Raw genomic sequence first — 23,367 nt, 5'->3', positions numbered from 1 at the left:
CGCGTGTTTGCGGCTGCATGACTGCGTTCAAGCGCCGAACTGGTCGGCCGGGACGCGCAGTCGGTAGCTCAGCCGGTCCTCGTCGATGGTGAAGCTGGCGGTGCCCCCGACAGAAAGCGGCACGATGCGCTCGAGCACCATGGTGCCGAAGCGGGGCGCCTGGCGGGTTTTTTCGGTGTCGATGCCCGTTTCCTGCCACTCAATGAGGAGGGATGGGGGCTGCTCGTCCTCCTGGCTTACCTGCGCGTCGATCCAGACATGCCCCATCTGGCCATCCGAAAGCGCACCGTGAAAGACGGCATTAGCGGCAAGTTCATGGATGGCGAGACCGATATGCAGGGCAGCGTTGGGCCCGAGTAGGGGATTGTCTCCGGTCAGGCGCATCTCCTTGAGCATGCCCGAACTCACCCGGGTGAGCTGCGAGGTCACAAGCGACTGGAAGTGCGTGCCCTGCCAATTGCTTTCGGTCACAAGGTCCTGCGTGCTGGAAAGGGCGTGCAGGCGGCCGCGGAACTTGTCGAGGAAGTCCTTGATGCCCCCGCTGTGGTGGGCGGTCTGCATCGCGACGCTTTGCACGATCGCAAGGAGGTTCTTGGAGCGGTGACTGACTTCACGCAGCAGCGCCGCGATGGCCGCCTCGCGGCTGCGCTCGTCGGTGATATCATTGAGGACGATGATAACCCCATCGCTGTCGGGCAGGAACCGACCCTCGAACTGTCGGCGGCGGGAGCCGTCGGGCAGCTCGAAGGTGTTGGTTTGCACTTGGCCGGTGGCGCGGCAATCGGCAACGGCCTCGGCAAAGCTTGACGCGACGGATTCGGGCAATAGCTCCCGTTCGGTGCTGCCAATGATCGGGCAGTTGGCCCAAGCGGAGGGAAGATTTTCGGCCAGATCGAAACGGCCCTGAGAGTTGTGGTGCAAGATGGTGATCCCTTGCCCCGCCAGTCCGGCAGACAAGGCGCGCAGCCGCAGAGCTTCGGGGGGCTCGGTAGAGGTGCTCGGCATGGCGTTAACTGCTCACTATTTGCGGCTGCCTCGCAAGCCAAAGGCGCTGAAACAGCGTACGCCTTTGGCTTGCAAGGATCGCCTAGGATGCTTCAGACACGCCGCATAAGGCCGACGACGACAGAACTGGCGACCAGCGCCAGGAACAAAAAGAACAGAAGTTGCGCGGCCCCGGCCATCGCGCCAGCGAACCCGCCGAAGCCGATTATGAAGGCCAACGCCGCAATGACAAGGAAGACAAGCGCGTAATACAGCATGGGTTTGCTCCCGGACCTGCCAATGCAATGGTAACGGGTGGCCGATAGCGCGGTTCCTGCAAGGCACAAAAAAGGGCCGGGAAAACCCGGCCCGATCAATGGTTTGCAGTACCCTCAGGCTGCAGCGCGCGAACCTTCGTCAAAGAACAAAGCCTGGCTGATAAGGGCTTTGACCATGTCGGGGTTGAAGGGCTTGGTCACGAGGAAAGTTGGTTCGGGACGCTCGCCCGTCAGCAGCCGCTCGGGGAAGGCAGTGATGAAAATCACGGGGACCGAATGGGTGTTGAGAATGTCATTGACCGCGTCGATACCCGAGCTGCCATCGGCGAGCTGAATATCGGCCAGGATCATGCGGGGATTGGTCTGGTTGAAGAGATTGACCGCTTCCTTGTGGGTGCGGGCAACGCTGACCACTTTATGGCCAAGGCTTTCCACCAACTGCTCGATGTCCATCGCGATCAGCGGCTCATCCTCGATGATCATGATCTCGGTGGCAACCTGGCGGGAGATTTCGACCGAAGCTTCGTCGAGGAGCGCGGCGAATTCGGCGTCCGAGACGGACAGAATTTCCGCCGCTTGCGGATGGGTGAAGCCTTCGACAGCCACGAGCAGGAAGGCCTGGCGGGGGCGAGGGGCAAGGTTGGCGAGGTTGCTGGCAGCGCGCTGCTCCCAGGCGAAGGTGGAGGCAGGCTCGGGAACCTTGACGGCCGAAGACGAGAACAGGGCAGAGAAGAGCTTATAAAGCGCAATCCGGTCGTTTGACGCTTCAGGGAACAATGAGATGTCCGCGATCAGAGCTTCCAGGGTGGCGGCAACATAGGCGTCGCCCGAGGTTTGAGAACCCGTGGTTGCACGGGAAAACCGCCGCAGATACGGCAAGTGCGGAGCGATCCGCGTGGACAAAGTCATTAACAACTCCCAAATGACGCTTGAAGCTTGTGGTGGCCACGATCCGAATAAACGAACCGGTGAAATGAAAGTTCCAATGGCTTGGAACTTTTTTGAGGACGGTGCATTCTACCGACCTAGTGGGCAAATCGGATCAGTTTTATAGGCATGATAAAGGATAATTTTGTGTCCCAGCAACGTATGCGTATGCAGGGGCGGGCGGAGGACGGCTTGGGTCCGAATTCGGACATCGGCTCGCGTCTGCGCGCGCTCTATGGCGCGGTTCAAGACGAGGGCGTACCCGAGCAACTGCTCGATCTTCTTGAGAAACTCGACAGCGCTGAGCAGGCACAATCACGCAAGAATCCTCAACATGGCGGAGAGTAACGGCATGGAAGTTGAGGCTCCTTCTTTCAAGCGAGAGATGCTGTCGACCTTGCCGAGCCTGCGTGCATTCGCCGTATCGCTGACGGGCAAGCACGACAAGGCCGACGACCTGGTGCAAGATACCGTCATGAAGGCCTGGGCGAAGCAATCCAGCTTTGAGATGGGCACCAATATCAAGGCCTGGTTGTTCACCATCCTGCGCAATGAGTTCTACAGCCAGATGCGCAAGCGCGGCCGTGAGGTTCAGGACAGCGATGGCGCCTTCACCGAGCGCCTGTCCGTCCATCCCTCGCAATATGGCTCCATGGACCTGCAGGACTTCAAGAAGGCTCTGGCACAATTGCCCGATGACCAGCGCGAAGCGGTGATCCTGATCGGTGCTTCAGGCTTTTCCTATGAGGAAGCCGCAGAAATCTGCGATTGCGCCGTCGGGACCATGAAGAGCCGGGTCAGCCGTGCGCGCACGCGCCTGCAGGACATCCTCAAGATCAGTGGCGAAGCCGATTTCGGTCCCGACGCGGTTTCAACACAGGTAACCACGTCCAACCACTCGTTCTAGGAACGACCGGCGAGCGCCCCTGTAATGGCGCTCGTCAATTTCTGCTCGGGGACGGGCTTGAGCACCACCGAGACATCCTTCATGCCAGGAACGCCGCGAGCAGTGATGTAGTCGGCTGTGGTGAACACCAAGGGGACTCCGGCCCCGCGCAACCCCTCGCACAGCGCCAGTTCATCGGGGGAGGCGCGCTTGAGATCCACAATTGCCAAGGCGCATGAACTCCACTGGTCCTGGAGCGCGAGGGCTTCATCGACGGAATGCGCCAGGGTTGTTTGACCAACATTAAAAGCTTCCAGCACACGCTGGATGTCCAGCGCGATGAGCAGTTCTTCTTCGACAACGAGAACAGTTTGGCCGGTGAGCATGGCGATCCGATAATGTGAGCCACTCTAATGGCTCCCGGCGCGAATCCTGTCATTAAAGTTTGACATGTGAGGGGGCCGACCCTTAGCTAGCCCGCCAAGGGGCCCCTTTGCTTTTCGCGGTGTTGTTTGAGTCTCGTTCTGCCCAGTTCCGGTCGACGGGTGCCTTGTCAGCAATGCCCATTGCGGGCGATGCCGCGCTTTCGCGAATTCTCCCCTGGCGAGCTGCAATTCATTTCCACCTTCAAGACGGGCGAGCTGATCGCCGAGACCGGCACCACCGTGTTGTCGGAAGGCGTCAACAACGCGCACCTTTATACGGTGCTGTCGGGCTGGGCATTCCGCTACAAGTCCCTGCCGGACGGGCGGCGGCAAATCCTCAACTATGTGCTGCCGGGGGACCTGGTGGGGCTGCAGGGCTCCGTGCTGGGGGAAATGCAGCATTCCGTAGAAGCGCTGTCGCCGATGGTGCTCTGCGTGTTCCAGCGCAATCGGCTGGACGAGGTGTTCCGCAATCATCCGGGGCTGGGCTTTGACGTCACCTGGCTTGCGGCACGCGAAGAGCGGATGCTCGATGAGCACCTGCTCAGCGTAGGCCGGCGCAGTGCCACGGAGCGGGCGGCCTATCTTATTGCGTTCCTTTATCATCGCGCGGCTTCGGTGGGCCTTGCGCCGTCGCGCACGCTGCATATCCCGATAACGCAAAGCCATGTTGCCGATACGCTGGGCTTGTCCATCGTGCATACCAACAAGACGCTACGCCGGCTGGCCGACCGCATGCTGATTCGATGGCTCGACCGGGCGTGCGACGTGCTGGACCCCGATGGGCTGATGGCATTGGCTGATTGGGACGGGACAGTGGAGTTGAATCGGCCGTTTATCTGAGGATCGGCCTCAAAACCGCCACCCCCATTACCCAAGAGCGTGCCGGGGCCGCGCCAAGCGCATGTTGAAGTGAGGGCAGGTTGAGTCAGACCGGAACGGTCGTATCGTCGCGCGGATCAATACAAAGGCTGGCCGTGTTTGCCTCGCTGGCTCTGGTCTTGTTGGCCGCGGCGGCTGCCCTCGTGATGATGCAGGGCATTGATCGGCAACTGCGCGACGTGATCGACACCTATGAGGTGCGCAACCAGGCACGTGAGCTCACCAACGCCCTGGCTGAAGCGGAAAGCAGCCAGCGCGGCTATCTGCTCACGGGCGATGAAAGCTTCGTTGATCCTTATCGCCGGGCGAGTGCTGCAATTCAAACCCGAATGCTCTCGCTGGCTGCGCTGACCAAGGATCGCCCGAACCAGGCCGAGCGGATGGCGCTAATCGCCTCCGAGATCGCGATGCGCACCGCTGAAATGGAACGCAATGTGCAACTGGTGCGGACCATGCGGGCCGATCAGGCGCAAGCGCTCACGCAAACCGGCATGGGGGCACGGCTGATGGATTCGGTTCGCGAGTCGCTCGAGCAGTTTATCCGCGAGGAAAACCAGCGGCTGGGCGAGCGTAACCGTGCCATCGATACGTCGCGGCGCTGGCTGGTGGGTGCGGTGATTACCGCCTTGGCGGCAGCGGCGATCCTGGCTTATTCGCTGTTTAGCCGCTCCCAGCGCATGGTCGTGTCGCTGGCCCATGGGCAGTCGGCGCTGCAATCCCAGAACGAGGTGCTCGAAGGGCATGTGCGCGAACGCACCCAGGCGCTGGAGGAAGCGCGCGCCCATGCCGAACATGAACGGCAACGCGTGGAAGCGCTGCTGCAGGACACCAATCACCGCATCGGCAATTCCCTAGCGACGGTGTCGTCCATGCTGGGGCTGCAGATGCTGCGCTCGAAATCGCCCGAGGTGCAACGAGCGCTGGAGTCGGCTCGTTCCCGGGTGCACGCCATTGCGTCGGCGCATCGGCGGCTGCGCTTGGGCGACGATCTGGAAACCGCCCGGGCCGATGAGTTCATGGAAGCGGTGCTTGATGATCTCAAGCTGACTGCCGCCAATGCAGGGGTGGTCCATATCGAAGGGGATGTGGAGCCCTTCGTAATTGGAGCGAGGGATGCCACCACGATCGGCATCCTGGTCGGCGAACTGGTCACCAATGCCCTCAAGCATGCTTTTCCGGACGGGCAGGGTGGCACAATCTCGGTGCGGCTGCGGCGCTCGGAGGATGGCGTGCCCACGCTCGCGGTGGCTGATGACGGGGTGGGCATTGCGCCGGATCAAGACATGGGCGAGGGTGGGCTCGGCAGTGTTATCGTCAAGCAACTGGCCGCACAGTTTGGCGGCGTGCCGGTTTACGAGCGGCGCGAAGAAGGCGGTATGAAGATCTCGGTGCCGCTGCCGACGATAGACTCTGCCGAAAACCCGACACACAGCTGAGAGGGCTGGGGATGCGCATCATTGCCGTGCTGAACCGGGATGGCGGTACGCTGCGCACCATGGACCTTGATGCCTTCAGCACTGAGGCAATCTCGATTTTTGCGGAGCACGGTCATTCCCTCGAGTGCCGGGTGGTTGGTGGCAAAGCTGTCCAGGGTGAGCTTTGGCGCGTGGCGGAAACGCCGGGGGTCGACGTCATTATGGCCGCTGGTGGGGACGGCACGGTTTCTGCAGCGGCGGGGGTGGCCTTTGCCACCAAGGTGCCACTGGCGGTACTTCCCGCTGGAACCATGAACTTGTTTGCCCGGTCTCTCAAAGTGCCGCAGGACCTGCATGAAGCGCTTGAGGCACTTGCCGCGGGCACTATCGGGCAGGTCGATGTTTGCAGCGCCAATGATCGCGCCTTTGTCTACCAGTTCAATGTGGGCGTCCATGCCAGGCTGGTGCGCATTCGCGAAGACATGGTTTACCGGAGCCGGCTGGGCAAGATTTTCGCCAGTCTCCGGGCCGTGGCCGCGACGGTGGTGCGGCCCCCCAACTTCGAAGTGGATCTGCATACGCCCACCGGCAGCCAGCGGCGGCGCGCGTCGGGCATTGTCGTTTCCAACAATCCCATCGGCTCCGGCCCGCTGCCGCATCCGGATCAATTGGATGCCGGCCTGTTGGCCGTTTATGTCGCCGAACCCATGTCGAGCTGGGCCCTGCTCAAGCTGGTAGTCGATGTTTTTCGCGGCACCTGGCAATCAAGTCCGCTGGTTACCTCAACCCTGGTCGAGGAAGCGGTGCTGCATTTTCCCAAGCGCAAGCGCGGTGCCCATGCTGTGATCGATGGCGAGTTGATCCGGCTGGATAAACTGGTAAAACTGCGGGTTCATCCCGGCGGCCTGCCGGTGCTGCTGCCGCAGCCGGCGATGCAGGTTCCCGAATGATTGCAGAATATTGGCAACCAAATACCACCCTGGTCGTTTGGTTGGGTTGATGGATGGGCGGCCTTGTCGTTGCACCATTTGCCGCAACCGGTAACGGGACAAACATTGGCAGATAATCAACGCTCTCTTCCTTCTCACGTTCGGCAAGTTCTCGAAGAGCCTGAACGACTTGCAGTGCTCGAAAGCCTTGAGTTGCTGTATGGCGAACCCGACGCCGATTTCGATCGCCTCACCCGCATTGCTGCCAGAGTGTTTGGAGCCAAGTTCGCGCTCCTGCCGCTTCTTGACGCTGAGCGGCAATGGTTTCGCTCCTGTTTTGGCGTGAATGACCTGCAAGGCAGCGAGGTGGAGGCCTCCTTTTGCGCCTATACGATAGCCGAGCCAGGATCCGAGCCGCTCGTCGTGCTCGACACCGCGGTCGATCCGCGTTTCGAGAATAATCGCTTCGTTGTGGGTTCGCCCAAGGTGCGCTTTTACGCTGGCGCGCCGGTGGTGGTGCGGGGGCAGCGCCTGGGTTCGCTTTGCGTCCTAGACACCCAGCCACGCTCCGAGGTTGACCCCGATCAACTCGCGCAACTGGTCGATCTGGCGGGCGTGGTCTCCAGCCTTTTGTCGCTCAAGGATGAGGCGCGGGTGCGGGCGCGCACGGCTGCAGCATTGATCCGGGAGGAATGGCGCCACGCCTTGACGCTGGAAGCCGGCAAGGTGGGCAGCTGGGTTTGGGATGTGCCGAGCGGGGAGATCACCTGCAACGATACATTCCGGCGCATGTATGGATTGCCCGATAACGAGGCAATCGATGCGCAGCAGGTGTTGGACGCTCTTCATGCCAATGATCAGGAGCGCTTGCGCGAGGAGATCAAGGGTAGCCTCGAGGAAGGCGCTGACTTCAATGTCGAAGCGCGCTCAGCGGATGCGACGCGCTGGCTGGCGATGCGCGGTCGGGTTTACCAGCGCGACGCCGATGGGCGGCCCTTGGTGCTGATGGGTGCGAGCACCGACATCTCGGAAAACAAGCTCAGTGCCGACAATACCAGGCTGCTGCTGCGTGAGCTCAATCACCGGGTCAAGAATACGCTGGCGATGATCCAATCGGTAGCGCGCCAGACCATCCGGCAGAACCCGGATCCGCAAAGTTTCATCGAGGCATTTTCGGGCCGGCTGAAAACCATCTCGGATGCCCATGTGCTGCTCGCCAATCGTGATTGGTCGGGCGTGACCATGTATGAGGTGATCGGCTCGCAGTTCGGTCCACATTTTCTGGAGGAGCCGGACCGGGCCAAGGTCGAGGGTGAGAACATCATGTTGCCGGCCGACCATGCCCTGGGTCTGGGGCTGATCCTGCATGAGCTAACCACCAATACCCATCGCTATGGCGCCTGGGCGAGCGAGAACGGGGTTGTCGACATTGTTTGGGAGATCACCGATACGCCGGTGCGCGGCTTGTCGCTGAACTGGCGTGAGCGGGGCGGCCCCAAAGTCAGCAAGCCCACAGAATATGGCCTGGGGGCCCGACTGATCGAACGGAGCCTTGCCAAGGTGCTCGACAGCAAGGTCGATCTCAAGTTCAACCCGGCTGGCGTGGAAGCCAGCATCTGGATGCCGCTGCCCGAGGAAGTCTGAAGCGCGACGCCAGGAGCGTCGCGCTTGGTGCTTATTCGTCGGTGCGCTTGCCGCGCCGGCGGCTGAACAGGAAGGTTGCGGCAGCGGCTGCCGCCGGCAGGGCGATGTTGCGTAGGGCCGAGGACCTCCACAAGGCAGGCAAGGCCGTCACCGTCGCGGTGGTGACAAAGGCGCTGGCCTCGGCAGCCCGCCGCTTTTCCGCCTGTTCGCGCTCGCGGCGGGCGGCGCTAACCTGGATCACGATGAAGGTGGCGAAAGCCAGCACGATCGCTACCCCGGCGCAGATCAAGGCTGCGGGCACGGCGCCCAGCCAATCGGCCAGGGCCAGATAACCCGCGATCAGCAGGAAGCCGAAAGCGATCAGCCCGAAAAGGCCCATTATCGCGTAAGCAATAATGGCCTGCCGGACACGACCGGTTATTGCCTCAAGCTCGATGCCGAGCAGGGCCGCAAGCGGCACGAGCATGTTCATGCTGTTAGTGCCGGCTCAGCAGCGCCAGGATGAAGCCTACACCCAAGGCGCTTGCCACGGCGGTGAAGGGCTTTTCACGGATGGTCTGCTTGAGGCTTTCCTCAAGCGCCCCGGCCTGATCCTGCACTTCGTCCAGAGCGTTCTGGCCGTGGCGCTTGAGGCGGTGCATCTCGGTTTCGGCGATGCCGCGCGCTTCGGTGACCTTTTCTCCGGTCAGCTGGGCCAATGTTGCGGCAATATCGCGAATATCGTTCTGGAGCTGGCTGACCTGCTGCTCGAGCTGTTGCTCCTTGGAGGCCGCGGGGATTGCGTCTTCTGCTGCTGAGGCCGCGCCGACTTTGCGGACGCCCGGGGGAAGATCAGTGCTGGTAGTGTTGGCCATGATGAGGCGGTCCTTCTCTGGAGTTGACGATTGCGGGTTGATCCGGTGTGCGGCCCGCTGAAATGGGAAAGACACCCCGACGCGACAAGGCATCGGGGTGACAGGGCAAGCGCGGGAGGGGGCTTCCCGGCTCGCAAGGCGCGTCCTGCTTGAGCAGAGGCCAATTTAATTGGCTGCGCCATATTGGTTGAGCTGGGAGGGTTAGACCCGTCCCATCAGCACCAGGATCAGAACGATCACGAGGATCACGCCGAGGATGCCGGAGGGGAAGTAGCCAAAGCCGCGCGAATAGCCCCAATTGGGCAGCGCGCCGATCAGCAACAAGATGAGGATGATGATGAGAATAGTGCCTAACGTCATGGGAACTCTCCTTTAAGTGACGCTAAAGTTCCGATCGCCGCTGGCCGCTAAAGAATGGCGAGCATCAAAGCGGCAGCGACGGTCAAGATAAAGAACGCAGGCGACAAAGCTTTAAGCACGTCGGAATAGTGAGTCTCCCCATCATAGCCCTCGAGTGACCATGCCGGTGCCCTGTGGCGTGCATGCTCGCTCAAGTTGCGGACAGAATTGTTCACGATGCCCTCCATGTGAAAGCCAGGTTTTCCAACAGGATCGACCGGCAATCACGCTTTGTTGTGCGTGATCAAATAACGGCGATGGAACGACTTGGTTCCGGTGATCTCCTCTCCGCCCTAGCCAGAAGGATCTAAGTGCGGTTCAGCTGGCGCCTCAGATGGCTAATGATAACCAGCTAGCGAGCAGCCCTGTTGTCGTTCAGCGTCCCAGAGCGGTGCTCAGTTCAGATTGGCGGGGCGGCGCAAGTCCAGTGTCAGCGGAAATTCGTCGGCTGGTTGTTCCTCGTGCAGTGCAAAGCCGCCAGCAGTGTAGTTGCCGGGCACGAACCGGGCGAGGCGGCGCGCTTCAGCCTCGTTGCCGTTGACGGGGAAAGTGTCGTAGTTGCGCCCGCCGGGATGAGCGACGTGATAAACGCAGCCGCCGACGGGACGTCCGGTCCAGCGATCATAGATGTCGAACACGAGGGGGGCGTTTGGCTCCAGTGTCGGGTGGAGCCCCGAGGCAGGTTGCCAGGCCTTGAAGCGTACCCCCGCAACCGCCGTGCCGGCGGCGTCGGTTTTGCGCAGGGGCAGGGGGCGCCCGTTGCAGCACACGGCGTAGCGGTCAGGATTGGTACCTTCAAGTTTCACCTGAAGCCGTTCGACCGATGAATCAACAAAGCGCACCGTGCCGCCAATTGCACCCTGTTCGCCCATGACGTGCCAGGGTTCCAGCGCTTGGCGAAGTTCAAGGCGCAGGCCCTCGTATTCCACCTCGCCGCAGAAAGGAAAGCGGAACTCCAGTTGAGCGGCGAACCAGGCGGGATCAAGCCGGAAGCCGTGGTGCTCAAGGTCGGCCAGAACATCAAGGAAGTCCTGCCAGATGAAGTGGGGCAGCATAAAGCGGTCATGAAGCGTCGTGCCCCAGCGTACAAACTTGCCCTCTAGCGGATCGGTCCAGAACCGGGCGATCAACGCGCGGATCAGCACCTGCTGCGCGAGGGACATGCGGGCATTGGGGGGCATTTCGAAGCCGCGGAATTCCACAAGGCCTAGCCGGCCGGTCGGACCATCGGGAGAGAACAGCTTGTCGATGCAGATCTCCGAGCGGTGGGTGTTGCCGGTGACGTCGGTCAAGAGATTGCGGAACAGGCGATCCACCAGCCAAGGCCGTGGCGCCGGCTCGCCCGATGCCGGGTTCGGCACCTGCGCCATGGCGATTTCGAGTTCATAGAGGCTGTCATGGCGCGCCTCGTCGAACCGGGGCGCTTGGCTGGTTGGTCCAATGAAGAGGCCCGAGAACAGGTAGGACATCGCAGGATGGCGCTGCCAATGGAGCACGAGGCTCTTGAGCAGATCCGGACGCCGCAGGAAGGGGCTGTCCTCGGGCGTAGCGCCGCCCACAACAACGTGGTTGCCGCCGCCGGTGCCGGTGTGGCGACCGTCGATCATGAACTTGTCTGCGCCCAGGCGGGAATGGCGGGCTTCCTCGTACACGGCAGTCGTGGTGGCGACGCACTCATCCCAGTTATTGGCGGGATGGATGTTGACCTCGATCACGCCGGGATCGGGGGCAACGCGGATGACGTTGAGACGCGGGTCGGTTGGTGGCCCGTAGCCCTCGAGGTGCACGGGTTGGCCGACTTCGCGGGCTGCGGCTTCAGTGGCGGCAACGAGTTCCAGATAGTCCTCGAGGGTTTCCACCGGCGGCAGGAAGACGCAAAGCCTGTTGTCGCGGATTTCGGCGGTGACTGCAGTGCGCACCTCCCCCTTGATTTCGCTGATCACCTGCTCGGTGCGATCCTGCTGCTCGCCGGCGGCGGTGAACTCGGCGGCCGTTTGGGCGCGCGGATCGGCGGAAAGGCCGGGATGGGCGGCGTGGGGCAGGATAGCGTGGGCTGGCGGCAGTGGCCCACGGGGGGCGCCGGGGTCCTGCGCCACCACATGGGGATAATCGGCTGGCTTGAGATGGGGCAGCGAAGACAAGGGCAGGCGATAGCCAGCGGGGCTGTCCCCTGGAGCCAGGAACAGCTTGCCGCGCCGCGTCTGCCATTTCTCGGTCAGCCAGGGGCTGGAAGCCTGTGCATTCCAGCGCTGCACCGGCAGCACATAGCCCGTGGGATTGGTCAGGCCGCGCTCGAACACGGTGGCAATGCGGGAGCGCGCTTCGGGGTCCGCGAGCTCGGAATTGGCCGGGTCGACATTGGGCGGCAGATTGGCTTCCTTGAGCAGCCATTCGCCGGGGTCCTCGTAAGCCGGCGCAATGGTATCCCCGGATAGCCCCAGATGGCGGGCGAAGGCCGCAAGGAAGGCTTCGGCGTCGCCCAGCTTGGCGGTGGTGGCCACTCCCTCGCGAGCGATTAGGTTCTCATCCTTCCAGACCGGCTGGCCGTCGGTGCGCCAGTAAAGCGAGAAGGTCCAGCGGGGCAGGGTCTCGCCGGGATACCATTTGCCCTGACCATAATGCAGCAGGCCCGTTGGGGCGAAGCGCTGGCGCAGGCGCCGGATCAGGTCATCGGCCAGGGCGCGCTTAGTCGGCCCAACCGCTCCCGTGTTCCATTCCTCGGCCTCGAAGTCGTCAATCGAGACAAAGGTGGGCTCGCCACCCATGGTGAGGCGGACGTCATTTGCCGCCAGAACGGCGTCGACTTGATGGCCCAGCGCATTGAGCTCGTCCCAAGCGGCATCCGAGAACGGCTTGGTGACGCGGGGATGCTCGGCGACGCGGTCAACGCGCATGTCAAAAGCAAAGTCGACCTCGGCATAAGAGGCAAGACCTGAAATAGGGGCGGCGTTGCGGTAGTGCGGCGTGGCCGCCAGGGGGACGTGACTTTCGCCCGTGAGCAGGCCCGAAGTGGGGTCAAGACCGACCCAGCCCGCACCGGGCAAATAGACCTCGCACCAAGCATGCAGATCGGTGAAGTCGCGGTCCGTACCGGCAGGGCCATCAAGGGACACGAGATCGGGCTTGAGCTGGATCAGGTAGCCCGAAACGAAACGGGCAGCAAAGCCCAAATGGCGCAGGATGTTGACCAGGAGCCAGCTGGAATCGCGGCAAGAGCCGCGGGCATTGCCCAGCGTTTCCTCAGGACTCCAGACGCCGGGCTCCATGCGCACGATGTAAGCGACGTGTTGCTGGAGGCGGGCGTTTAGCCCGGTGACGAAGGTCACCGTATTGGTGGGCGATCGATCGATGCCGGCGAGGAACTGTTCAACCAGCGGGCCGACAGGTTCGGCCTTCATGTAGATGGCGAGGTCGTCGCTGATGTCTTCGGGATACAGGAAGGGCCAGGTTTCGGCGCGCTCTTCCACGAAGAAGTCGAACGGATTGTAGACCGTCATGTCGGCCACAAGATCCACCTCAATCTTGAGCTCAGTTACGGGTTCGGGGAAGACGAAGCGGGCGAGGAAGTTGCCGTAGGGGTCCTGTTGCACATTGACGAAGTGGTTCGCGGGCGACACCTTGAGTGCGTGGCTGAGCACCTTGGTCTTGGAATGCGGCGCTGGCTGGAGCCGGATGATCTGGGGCTGCAAATAAACTGGGCGGTCATATTTGTAGTGCGTGAGGTGATAGACGGCAGCTTTGATCGACATGCGGTTGCGTCGCTCGCTTGGGTGAAATCCGGTTCGCCTGGCGGCAGCCTAGTCCCCTTTGACCGCAGCCGCCAGCACTGCCGATAACGCGGTTGGGAGACGCAAGCTCCTCTTTACAAACGTGGAGTTTGTGGCAGGGCCATTGTCAGAGCCGCACGCATGTCGCGCTCGGTGTCCTTGAGGTGCAGGCGCATGGCCTCCCCCGCGGCGCGGCCATTGCCTGACTTGATGCATTCAAAGATACGCTCATGGTCGGCAATGGTGTTCCAAACGGTGTGGCCGCGCCGTTGATGGCCGCGCTGGCTGACGGTGAAGCCTTCGCGCAATGCCGGGGCCATGCCCTCGAACAGATAGCCGAGCACGCGATTGCCGCTGGCCAGCGCAACGGCTTCGTGGAAGGCCAGGTCATGGTCGTTGAAGCAGACCTCGTGGGTCTCCGCTGCGGTTTCCGACTCCCCCGCCGCGTCGCGCATTCCTTGCAGGGCGTGCTCGATGGCCGCGGCGCCGGCCCGGGAAGCGCGCTTGGCCGCCAGGGTTGCTGATTGCACCTCAAGGGACATGCGCACTTCCATGAGGTCAAACAGGCCCTTGGGATCGTAGCGCAACACCGAGGTGAGGAAATCGGTGAAGGCGGCGCCGTCCGGCTCGCGCACAACGGCGCGGCGGCCCTTGGCGATCTCGAGCAGACCCCGGCCTTCGAGCAGCTTGACTGACTCGCGAATGGTCAAGCGGCTCACCTGGTAGCGCAATGCGAGTTCGGCTTCGCTGGGCAGGCTTGTGCCCGGGATCATCTCGGTCAGGATCTGGCGTGCGAGGTGATCGGCCACGACACTGGCGGCGCTGCCCCCCTCAGGGGAGGTCCCATCCGTTGCGATGCTCAACTTTCCTCCTGCCTATCTGATAGGTCAACATAGATTGCATTGCTTCGAATGCTTTTTGGCCTCGGCGCACTGGCGGGCGGGCGGACGGTATCGTCAAGCAAGAGCGGCCGCAACCGGGAGGCTTGTTGAACTTTGGCAGGGTAGGGGGAGCGCGCGGGAAGCAAAGTCGCTTTACAGTCTTATCTGATTAAACTAGCTTCCGCGACGTGGGCTTGGGAGGGCCGCGGCTGCAACAGCGGCTGCCGGGAGAGGAATCAATGCAACGCAAATTGCTGCTGCGCCGGGGCGCCGCCGATGCCTGGTTCGCTCCGGTTCGGCATGCCTTGAGCAGCCCGCATCCATGGGGCGCCGCCCGCCCCCAAGCACCAATGCTTATTCTTGCATACTGAAGATCATAGGGAGTCGAGACGTGAAGCTTGCCAAATCTCTTGCAACCTTGTTGACGGTCAGCGCCGTGGCGCTGGTCAGTTCGGCAGCGGTTTTTGCCCAGGACAAGGGTGCCATCGGTATCGCCATGCCAACCCAGTCGTCCTTGCGCTGGATCTCGGACGGCAATGAACTCAAGGCCGCGCTCGAGGCCAAGGGCTATACCGTCAATCTGCAATATGCCGAAGACGACATCCCCAACCAGCTCGCCCAAGTCGAGAACATGGTGACCACCGGGGTCGAGGCGCTGGTTGTCGCGTCGATCGACGGCACGACGCTGTCGAGCGTGCTGCAGCAGGCGGCCGACTCGGGCATCCCGGTCGTTGCCTATGACCGGTTAATCCGCGACACGGGCAATGTGGATTACTACACCACTTTCGACAACTTCCAGGTTGGCGTGCTGCAGGCCAATTCGATCCTCAAGGGTCTCGGCTATCCCGAGAATCCTGGCCCGTTCAATATCGAGCTGTTTGGCGGCTCGCCCGACGACAACAATGCCTTCTTCTTCTATGACGGCGCGATGAGCGTGTTCCAGCCGCTGATCGACAAGGGTGACCTGGTGGTCAAGTCCGGCCAGCAGGGCATGGAAACCGTTGGCACGTTGCGCTGGGACGGTGCGGTGGCGCAGGCTCGCATGGATAATCTGCTGTCGAGCACCTATTCGGATGGCTCGCGCGTCGACGCCGTCCTTTCGCCCTATGATGGCTTGTCGCGCGGCATCATCTCCTCGCTGCGCGGCGTGGGCTATGGCTCGGCCGATCAGCCATGGCCGATCATTTCGGGCCAGGACGCCGAGGCTCCCTCGGTCAAGGCGATCATTGCCGGCGAGCAGTATTCTACTGTCTACAAGGACACCCGTGAGCTGGCGCGCGTGACTGCGGACCTGGTGGAAACCGTGCTGACTGGCGGCACGCCCGAAGGTCTCGACACCACGACCTATGAAAATGGCGTCAAGGTCGTGCCCTCGATCCTGCTCACCCCCTATGAAGTCGACAAGTCCAACTACCAGGAACTGGTGGTGGATTCCGGCTACCTCAAGGCTGAAGATCTCCAGTAACGGCCGGGCTTTTCGTTCTCGCCCGGACGAGGAATGACTGCGCTGGCGGAGCAATCCGCCGGCGTTCTTGCAAAAGTTCTTTGCTCCACAGGGATGCGATACATGACATTTTTGAAGACCTTCGCCAGTGTTCTGGCGGTGAGCGCCGTGGCAATGACGGCCTCGAGCGCGGCCTTGGCCCAGGACAAGGGCACGATCGGCATTTCGATGCCCGAGCAGACCACGCTGCGCTGGATTTCCGATGGCGCCGAGCTCAAGGCCGCGCTTGAGGAAAAGGGCTATACGGTCGACCTGCAATATGCCGGCGACGATATTCCCAACCAGCTCGCCCAGATCGAAAACATGCTCACCACGGGTGTTGATGCCCTGGTGATCGCCGCGCTCGATGGCACGACGCTGTCGGCCGTGCTGCAGCAGGCGGGCGAGTCCGAAGTGGAAGTGTTCGCCTATGACCGCCTGATCCGCGACACCGGGAATGTGGATTACTACACCACTTTCGACAACTTCCAGGTGGGCGTGCTGCAGGCCAATTCGATCCTCAAGGGCCTCGGCTATCCCGGGAAGCCCGGCCCGTTCAATATCGAGCTGTTCGGCGGCTCGCCCGACGACAACAATGCTTTCTTCTTCTACGACGGCGCGATGAGCGTGTTCCAGCCGCTGATCGACAAGGGGGACCTCGTCGTCAAGTCCGGGCAGACCGGCATGCAGACGGTTGGTACCCTGCGCTGGGATGGTGCCACCGCCCAGTCTCGCATGGATAACTTGCTGTCCAGCGCTTATTCGGACGGCACCCGCGTCGATGCCGTGCTGGCACCCAATGACGGGCTGGCTCGCGGCATCATCTCGTCGCTGCGCGGCGTTGGTTATGGTTCGTCCGACCTCGCCTGGCCGATCATTTCGGGCCAGGACGCCGAGGCTCCGTCGGTCAAGGCGATCGTTGCGGGCGAGCAGTACTCGACCGTTTACAAGGACACCCGTGAATTGGCCCGCGTTACCGCGGACCTCGTGGAAACGGTTGTTTCGGGCGACACGCCTGAAGGCCTCGACACCACCACTTACGACAATGGTGTCAAGGTCGTGCCCTCGATCCTGCTGACGCCATATGAAGTGGACAAGACCAACTACCAGGAACTGCTGATCGACTCGGGCTATATCAAGGCCGAAGACGTCCAGTAATCCTGCAAACCAAGGACTGGGCCCCGCATTTGTTTGCGGGGCCTTCCCGTCACAAAGGCGTTGCTTGCCGGACCCGGTAGAACCAAGCTAAGCGCCGCGCTACGGAGCGTTAGAGACAAGACGATGACCAAGACCATTCTGGAAATGCGCGGCATCACCAAGACCTTTCCGGGGGTCAAGGCGCTGCAGGATGTGAACCTGGATGTGCGCGAAGCCGAGATCCACGCCATTGTGGGGGAAAACGGCGCGGGCAAATCCACCCTGATGAAGGTGCTGAGCGGGGTTTATCCTGCCGGCAGCTACGAAGGGGAGATCATTTATCAAGACAAACCGGTTGCCTTCAAAACCATCCGCGACAGCGAACATGTGGGTATTGTCATCATCCATCAGGAGCTGGCGCTGGTGCCGTTGCTCTCGATTGCCGAAAACATCTTTCTGGGCAATGAGCAGGCAAAAGCGGGGGTGATCGACTGGGATGAGACGCGCAATGGCGCGCGCAAGCTGTTGTCCATGGTCGGGCTCAAGGAAGATCCCGATACGTTGGTCACCCATATCGGGGTGGGCAAGCAGCAGCTGGTGGAAATTGCCAAGGCGCTGTCCAAAGAAGTCAAACTGCTGATCCTTGATGAACCCACGGCGAGCCTGTCCGAGAAGGACAGCGCGGCACTGCTTGATCTTCTACTGGAGTTCAAGGCGCAGGGGATTACTTCGATCATCATCTCGCACAAGCTCAACGAGATCGCCCGTGTCGCCGACCGGGTCACGGTGATCCGGGATGGGCGCACCATCGAGACGATGGACCGCGCCGATATGTCGGAAGACCGGATCATCGCGTCCATGGTGGGCCGCTCGCTCGAGGATCGTTATCCCAAGCGCGAACCGAAGATCGGTGAGGTGCTGCTCGAGGTCAAGAATTGGTCGGTTTACCACCCGCTCCACAGCGAGCGGCAGGTGATCAAGGGGGTCAACCTCAATGTGCGCAAGGGCGAAGTGGTGGGCATTGCCGGGCTGATGGGGGCCGGGCGGACCGAATTCGCCATGAGCCTTTTTGGCAAGACCTATGGGCGCAACATTTCGGGCGAAGTGTTCATGCATGGCAAGAAGGTGGATACCTCCACCGTCCGCCGGGCAGTGGATGCCGGGATTGCCTATGCCACCGAGGATCGCAAGACCTATGGGCTGAACCTAATCGACCACATCAAGCACAATACGACGCTGGCCAATTTGCCGGGCATCTCGCATGGCGGGGTGATCGACGACATGGCCGAGATGAAGGTCGCCAACGATTATCGCAAGATGACCAATATCCGCTCCTCGAGCGTGTATCAGATCGTGGGCAATCTTTCAGGCGGCAACCAGCAGAAGGTCGTGCTCAGCAAGTGGCTGTTCGCCAACCCTGACCTGCTGATCCTCGACGAGCCCACCCGCGGCATCGATGTTGGCGCCAAGTATGAAATCTACACGATCATCAACAAGCTGGCTGACGAGGGGAAGGGCATTCTGGTCATCTCCTCGGAAATGCCCGAGCTGCTGGGGATCTGTGACCGCATCTATGTGATGAATGAAGGCCGCATCGTTGGCGAGCTCGCCGGGAGCGAGGCAAGCCAGGAACGAATCATGCGCTCTATCGTGCGTGCAGAAGGAAAAATCGCATGACCACCGAAACCGTACCGCAGGTACCGAGCACCACTTCTTCGGCGCGCTCCGTACTCCAGGCCAATCTTCGCGACTACGGGCTGGTCGTCGCGTTGCTGGCCATCATGGTGTTCTTCCAGATCACCACCAATGGCACGATGTTCCGGCCATTGAACCTGACCAATGTGATCCTGCAGAACTCCTATATCGTGATCATGTCGCTGGGCATGCTGCTGGTGATCGTCGCTGGCCATATCGATCTGTCGGTGGGCTCGGTCTCAGGCTTTGTCGGCGGTCTCGCCGCGATCATGATGGTGCGCTGGGGCATTCCGCCACTCGCCACCATGGTGCTGTGCCTGGCGGTTGGTGCTGCCATCGGCGCCGCACAGGGCTATTGGATCGCTTATCTCAAGATCCCGTCCTTTATCGTGACGCTGGCGGGCATGCTGGTGTTCAAGGGCCTGGTGCTGGCGCTGCTGGGCGGGGCTTCGGTGGGCCCGTTCCCGGTGGAATTCCAGCTGCTGAGCGCCGGTTTTGTGCCCGATATCATCGGTCCCATCACCATTCCGCAGGGCGATGGCCCGCCGCTGGTGCTGCACACCACGACGCTGGTGATCGGCATCCTCGTGACGCTGGCCTATGTGTTCACCAGCCTGCGCAGCCGCAAGCGCCGGCAGGAGCATGGCTATGAAGCCGAGCCTTTTGCCGTATTCGCGGTCAAGACCGCGGTGCTGGGTGCGCTGATCCTGTTCTTCTCATACCTGCTGGCGTCCTATCGCGGCCTGCCCAATGTGCTGATCGTAATGTCGATCCTGATCGCGATCTTTGTGTTCGTGACCAAGCGCACGACGCTGGGCCGGCGCATCTATGCGCTGGGCGGCAACAGCAAGGCGGCGCAGCTTTCGGGCATCAAGACCGAGCGGCTGACCTTTTATGTGTTCGTGATCATGGGCATGCTGGCGGCTCTTGCCGGGCTGATCTTTGCGGCGCGCCTCAATACCGCGACCCCCAAGGCAGGGCAGGGCTTCGAGCTCGACGTGATCGCGGCCGTGTTCATCGGCGGTGCCTCGGCCCTGGGTGGCGTGGGGCAGGTGGCAGGGGCCGTGATCGGCGCCTTCATTATGGGCGTGATGAACAATGGCATGTCGATCATGGGCGTCAATATCGACTGGCAGCAGGTGATCAAGGGCCTGGTGCTGTTGGGCGCCGTGGTGTTCGACGTTTACAACAAGAACAAAGCTTAAGCGCCTGTTCGCAGATTCAAATCTGGCCGCCGGAGCAATCCGGCGGCCTTTTGTTTACAAGGGCGGGGATGTGCCAAATCTCCGCTCGACCAAGGGCCAGCGGCTGCGACATGGGGCAAGGATCGCCTCGGTGCCGGTCGTCCGGCAAAAGGTATAGGTGAAGCAAGCCTTGCCCCATGCTATCCCGGAGACTCTATGGAAAGGACCGTCCTCGGCTTAAGCCCGTGCCGAAAGACAAACCCGGGGGCTCAAATCGGGTCACAGATCATCCTTTAAACCACAGGACATGGAGCGACCCCCATGCCATCCGGCCTCCCCATGCCGACCGTTCGTCGCGACCGCGCAGTTGCGCATGAAGATGGGGCAACAATAACCGAGCTTTTGGCACCGGGGATAAGTTGGTCGGCCGCCACGGGGCGACCGACCGGTCCGGTGCCGGCTTACTCTGCCGGGACCGATGCGGCCGGGGCGTTGGCGGCGTCGAGTTCGCGCTCGAGGCGCGCTTCCTGTTCGGCCTTGGGCTTGCTGAAGCGGGCGAGCAGCAAATAGGCCACCGGCGTCAGGTAGAGCGTCGAGATGGCGGCGAAGCTGAGGCCGCCCACCATCACCCAGCCAAGCGCCGTCCGCGCTTCGGCGCCCGCGCCGCTGGCCAGCACCAATGGCAGGCCGCCGATGATGGTGGCGATCATGGTCATCATCACCGGGCGCAGCCGAATATTGGAGGCTTCCTCGATCGCTTCGCCCACCGAGCGGCCTTCGTCGCGCAACTGATTGGCAAATTCAACAATCAGAATGCCGTTCTTGGCCATGATGCCGACCACGAGGACGAGCCCGATCTGGCTGAAGATGTTGAGGCTGCCTCCCGTGACCAGCAGCGCATAAAGCGCCGCCGCAACGCCGAAGGGCACGGTGGTCATCACGATGATGGCGCTCCACAAGCTTTCGAACTGCGCCGCCAGCACCAGAAGGATGATGACAAGCGCAAAGCCGAAAGTGAGGAACAGGCCGTTATTGGCTTCACCCAGCGTCTTGGCTTCAGCCAGCGGCAGAATGGCGGTGCCCTCGGGCATGATCGGGCGAGCAATTTCAAGCAGCCGGGTGTAGGCGTCGCCGAGCGCCAGGCCGCCATCTTCAAGGCTGGCGGTGACCGTCACGGCGCGCCGCTGCTGCTCGCGCCGCAAGGTCGGCGGCACGGCAGACTCGGTGATGGTGGCGATGGTCGACATGGGCACATAGCGGCCCTGGCCGGTCTTGACGAAGAGGGTTTCGAGGTCGCGCGGGTCATTGACCGGATTGCTGGTGGAGAGCATCCGCACGGTGTAGCTGGTGTCCTCAATGAAGACTGTGCCCACATCGGTGCCGTCGATCATGGCCTGCATGGTGGTGGCAAGGCCGTTGATATCGATGCCGAGCGCGTCAGCCCGTTCACGGTTGACCGACAAGGTGAGCTGGGGCTGGGTCGTATCGAAATTGACGGTAACGCGACCGAAGCGCCCGTCTTCCTCGAGCCTGTCGCTGATGGTTTCGGCCGTGTCGGCCAGCACATCATAGTTGGAGCCGACCACGGCAAATTGCAGGCCCGAGCCGCCGCCGCGGATGCCAAGGCTGTTGCCCTGACCGACCGAAGCGCGCACGCCGGGAACCTGGGCCATCAGGGCATTGATGTCGGCCGCGATCTCGGCCTGGCTACGTTCCCGTTCACCCCAGGGGGCAAGGGAAAGAGTGAGCGAGCCGCCATTGCCCCAGCCGGAGAGCACAAAGATCGAGCGGATTTCGCCATTGTCGACAAAGGGCTGCAGCATGGACTCGATGGTCGTCATCTGGCTGCGCACATAATCGAGGCTAGCGGTGCTGGGGGCCTGCACGCGCAGGGAAATCTGCGAGCGGTCCTCGGGCGGGGTGATCTCCTGACGCAGATTACCATAGACGTAATAGGACGAGGCGGCAAAGAGCAGCGCGACGAGCACCACCACAAAGGGGTTGGCAAGGGCGAGCTTGAGGGTGCGGCTATAAAGACGGGCAAAGAAGCGCCCGATGCCCCCGATCAGACCCTTGCGGGGTTGATCGGTATGCAGCTCGGCCTTGAGCAGGCGCGAGGCGATCATGGGGCCAAGCGACAGTGCCACTACCGAAGACAGCAACACGGCAATCGCGAGAGTGAAGCCGAATTCGCGGAACAGGCGCCCCGTTTGACCCGCAAGGAAGGAGAGCGGGATGAACACGGCGGCGAGGGTGAGGGTGGTGGCGACCACCGCAAAGAACACTTCCTGGGTACCCAGGACTGCGGCAGCGCGCGGTCCGGCGCCCATGGCTTTGCGGCGCACGATATTTTCCAGCACGACGATGGCATCGTCGACCACCAGCCCGGTGGCGAGCACAAGGGCGAGGAGCGTGATGATGTTGAGCGAGAAGCCGGCGAGGTAAATGCCCGCGACGGCGCCCAGAAGGGCGATGGGCATGGAGAGGGCCGGCACGATGGTGGCGCGCCAATCGAGCAGGAACAGATAGATGATGGCGACGACCACCAGTAGGGAGACGATGAGGGCAATCTGCACCTCATGCAACGCGCCTTCGATGAAGACCGCATCGTCGCTGGAAATCTTGACGTTGACGCCTTCGGGCAGGGTCTGGTTGAGCACCTCGACGGCGGCATGAACGCCTTCCGAAATCTCGATGGTGTTGGACTGGGCCTGGCGCACGATGCCGAGGCCAATGCCGGGCTTGCCATCGGAGCGGAGCGACGAAGTGCTGGCGGCGGCGTCGAAGACGACAGTCGCGACATCGCCCAGCGTCGTCTTGCCCGAGATGATGATGTTCTCGAAGTCCTCCGGCTGGGTGACTTCGGAGAGGGCGCGCACGGAAATATTCTGGTTGGGGCCGTTTATCGAGCCGGCGGGCGTATCGAAGGCAATGGTGGAAACGGCGTTGCGGATATCGGCGACGGTGAGCCCAAGGCTGGCGAGCTTGACGGGATCGACATCAATCTCGAACGCGGTTTCGCGCGTGCCATAGACCTGCACTTCGGCCACGCCGTTGACGGCAGCGAGGCGCTCGGAAATCACGTCCTCGACCAACTGGCTGAGCTCGCCTACCGGGACGATATCGGACGTGACCGCAAGCTGGATAACGGCCTGGGCATCGGAGTCTGCCTTGAAGATGGTGGGGTCATCTACCCCGTCGGGCAGGGAGCGCGTGACGCGGCTCAGGGCATCGCGAACATCGGAGGTCGCGACATCGAGATTGGTGCCGTCGGTAAATTCCAGGGTAACGCGGCTGGTATTGGTGGAGGAACTCGAGGAAATGGCGGTGACGCCCTGAACGCGCGCCACGGCGCCTTCTACAACCGCGGTCACCTCGCGATCCACCGTTTCGGCGGCGGCGCCTTCGAAGCGGGTGGAGATGGACAGGACGGGCTGCTCGACGCTGGGCAGTTCGCGCACTTCGGCGCCTAGCAGCGCGGCAAGGCCGGCCACGACGATGAGGGCATTGATCACCATCGCCATGACCGGGCGGCGCACAAAGAGGCCGGCGAGGGTGCCGCCGCGCTGGTTTTTTGCTGCAATCGACATGGGCATA

The 23,367-nt window shown here is 62.0% G+C and carries 21 protein-coding genes; 10 read left to right on the top strand and 11 right to left on the bottom strand.

Annotated elements, in window-relative coordinates:
• Positions 1 to 27: 27 nt before the first annotated feature.
• From ELX51_RS12325 to ELX51_RS12315, 3 genes are all read right to left on the bottom strand, one after another.
• On the bottom strand, positions 28 to 1,005 hold the full coding sequence (locus ELX51_RS12325) for a PAS domain-containing sensor histidine kinase (RefSeq protein ID WP_127753799.1): 978 nt from the start codon (positions 1,003 to 1,005) through the stop codon (positions 28 to 30).
• 92 nt (positions 1,006 to 1,097) lie between these two features.
• Positions 1,098 to 1,262 carry a DUF1328 family protein gene (locus ELX51_RS12320; protein ID WP_127753798.1) on the bottom strand — a complete coding sequence of 55 codons (165 nt, stop codon included), beginning with the start codon at positions 1,260 to 1,262 and terminating at the stop codon, positions 1,098 to 1,100.
• A gap of 114 nt (positions 1,263 to 1,376) precedes the next feature.
• Entirely contained in the window at positions 1,377 to 2,171 is a 795-nt protein-coding gene (locus ELX51_RS12315; protein WP_127753797.1) for a response regulator, read from the bottom strand.
• Between the two features lie 165 nt (positions 2,172 to 2,336).
• Here ELX51_RS12315 and ELX51_RS12310 point away from each other — a divergent pair, with 165 nt between their 5' ends.
• Entirely contained in the window at positions 2,337 to 2,537 is a 201-nt protein-coding gene (locus ELX51_RS12310) for a NepR family anti-sigma factor (protein WP_348983115.1), read from the top strand.
• A gap of 4 nt (positions 2,538 to 2,541) precedes the next feature.
• Positions 2,542 to 3,096 (top strand): RNA polymerase sigma factor, encoded by a 555-nt coding sequence (locus tag ELX51_RS12305; protein WP_127755277.1) that lies wholly within the window; start codon positions 2,542 to 2,544, stop codon positions 3,094 to 3,096.
• Here the strand turns inward: ELX51_RS12305 and ELX51_RS12300 are convergent.
• Positions 3,093 to 3,461, bottom strand: a complete 369-nt coding sequence (locus ELX51_RS12300) for a hypothetical protein (RefSeq protein ID WP_127753795.1) — start codon at positions 3,459 to 3,461, stop codon at positions 3,093 to 3,095. The genes ELX51_RS12305 and ELX51_RS12300 overlap by 4 nt on opposite strands.
• A 189-nt stretch (positions 3,462 to 3,650) precedes the next feature.
• Here ELX51_RS12300 and ELX51_RS12295 point away from each other — a divergent pair, with 189 nt between their 5' ends.
• From ELX51_RS12295 to ELX51_RS12280, 4 genes are all read left to right on the top strand, one after another.
• Positions 3,651 to 4,343, top strand: a complete 693-nt coding sequence (locus ELX51_RS12295) for a Crp/Fnr family transcriptional regulator (protein WP_127755276.1) — start codon at positions 3,651 to 3,653, stop codon at positions 4,341 to 4,343.
• A gap of 80 nt (positions 4,344 to 4,423) precedes the next feature.
• Entirely contained in the window at positions 4,424 to 5,818 is a 1,395-nt protein-coding gene (locus tag ELX51_RS12290; protein ID WP_127753794.1) for a CHASE3 domain-containing protein, read from the top strand.
• 11 nt (positions 5,819 to 5,829) lie between these two features.
• Entirely contained in the window at positions 5,830 to 6,747 is a 918-nt protein-coding gene (locus ELX51_RS12285; protein WP_127753793.1) for a diacylglycerol kinase family protein, read from the top strand.
• Between the two features lie 174 nt (positions 6,748 to 6,921).
• Positions 6,922 to 8,370 carry an HWE histidine kinase domain-containing protein gene (locus ELX51_RS12280; protein ID WP_164854855.1) on the top strand — a complete coding sequence of 483 codons (1,449 nt, stop codon included), beginning with the start codon at positions 6,922 to 6,924 and terminating at the stop codon, positions 8,368 to 8,370.
• Positions 8,371 to 8,401: 31 nt separating this feature from the next.
• Here ELX51_RS12280 and ELX51_RS12275 read toward each other — a convergent pair whose 3' ends face one another.
• The 6 genes from ELX51_RS12275 to ELX51_RS12255 form a co-directional block, all read right to left on the bottom strand.
• Positions 8,402 to 8,842 (bottom strand): hypothetical protein, encoded by a 441-nt coding sequence (locus ELX51_RS12275; RefSeq protein WP_127753791.1) that lies wholly within the window; start codon positions 8,840 to 8,842, stop codon positions 8,402 to 8,404.
• A 4-nt stretch (positions 8,843 to 8,846) separates the two neighbouring features.
• Positions 8,847 to 9,224: a DUF883 family protein gene (locus tag ELX51_RS12270; RefSeq protein ID WP_164854854.1), complete on the bottom strand. Its 378-nt coding sequence runs from the start codon at positions 9,222 to 9,224 to the stop codon at positions 8,847 to 8,849.
• 201 nt (positions 9,225 to 9,425) lie between these two features.
• Positions 9,426 to 9,584: a DUF3309 family protein gene (locus ELX51_RS12265; RefSeq protein WP_127753789.1), complete on the bottom strand. Its 159-nt coding sequence runs from the start codon at positions 9,582 to 9,584 to the stop codon at positions 9,426 to 9,428.
• 47 nt (positions 9,585 to 9,631) lie between these two features.
• Positions 9,632 to 9,799, bottom strand: coding sequence for a hypothetical protein (locus ELX51_RS20055; RefSeq protein WP_164854853.1), 168 nt, complete (start codon positions 9,797 to 9,799; stop codon positions 9,632 to 9,634).
• A gap of 219 nt (positions 9,800 to 10,018) precedes the next feature.
• A complete protein-coding gene (locus ELX51_RS12260; RefSeq protein ID WP_127753788.1) occupies positions 10,019 to 13,372 on the bottom strand; it encodes a transglutaminase family protein in 3,354 nt (1,117 codons plus the stop codon).
• A 113-nt stretch (positions 13,373 to 13,485) separates the two neighbouring features.
• Positions 13,486 to 14,253, bottom strand: a complete 768-nt coding sequence (locus ELX51_RS12255; protein WP_127753787.1) for a FadR/GntR family transcriptional regulator — start codon at positions 14,251 to 14,253, stop codon at positions 13,486 to 13,488.
• A 409-nt stretch (positions 14,254 to 14,662) separates the two neighbouring features.
• Here ELX51_RS12255 and chvE (ELX51_RS12250) point away from each other — a divergent pair, with 409 nt between their 5' ends.
• The 4 genes from chvE (ELX51_RS12250) to mmsB all read left to right on the top strand — a co-directional run bounded on the left by chvE (ELX51_RS12250) (position 14,663) and on the right by mmsB (position 19,791).
• Entirely contained in the window at positions 14,663 to 15,736 is a 1,074-nt protein-coding gene (gene chvE / locus ELX51_RS12250; protein ID WP_172123906.1) for a multiple monosaccharide ABC transporter substrate-binding protein, read from the top strand.
• A 111-nt stretch (positions 15,737 to 15,847) separates the two neighbouring features.
• Positions 15,848 to 16,912: a multiple monosaccharide ABC transporter substrate-binding protein gene (gene chvE, locus ELX51_RS12245; RefSeq protein ID WP_164854956.1), complete on the top strand. Its 1,065-nt coding sequence runs from the start codon at positions 15,848 to 15,850 to the stop codon at positions 16,910 to 16,912.
• Between the two features lie 123 nt (positions 16,913 to 17,035).
• Positions 17,036 to 18,568: a multiple monosaccharide ABC transporter ATP-binding protein gene (mmsA, locus tag ELX51_RS12240; RefSeq protein ID WP_127753784.1), complete on the top strand. Its 1,533-nt coding sequence runs from the start codon at positions 17,036 to 17,038 to the stop codon at positions 18,566 to 18,568.
• Positions 18,565 to 19,791, top strand: a complete 1,227-nt coding sequence (gene mmsB, locus ELX51_RS12235) for a multiple monosaccharide ABC transporter permease (protein WP_127753783.1) — start codon at positions 18,565 to 18,567, stop codon at positions 19,789 to 19,791. The genes mmsA and mmsB overlap by 4 nt, the downstream gene beginning before the upstream one ends.
• 440 nt (positions 19,792 to 20,231) lie before the next feature.
• Here the strand turns inward: mmsB and ELX51_RS12230 are convergent, their stop codons facing one another.
• Entirely contained in the window at positions 20,232 to 23,366 is a 3,135-nt protein-coding gene (locus ELX51_RS12230) for an efflux RND transporter permease subunit (RefSeq protein ID WP_127753782.1), read from the bottom strand.
• Position 23,367 lies beyond the last annotated feature (1 nt).

Origin of the sequence: Devosia sp. 1566, assembly GCF_004005995.1 — a bacterium.
Classification (GTDB): domain Bacteria; phylum Pseudomonadota; class Alphaproteobacteria; order Rhizobiales; family Devosiaceae; genus Devosia.
Note: the sequence above shows the minus strand (reverse complement) of the source record. Positions and strands in the feature narration are given on the sequence as shown.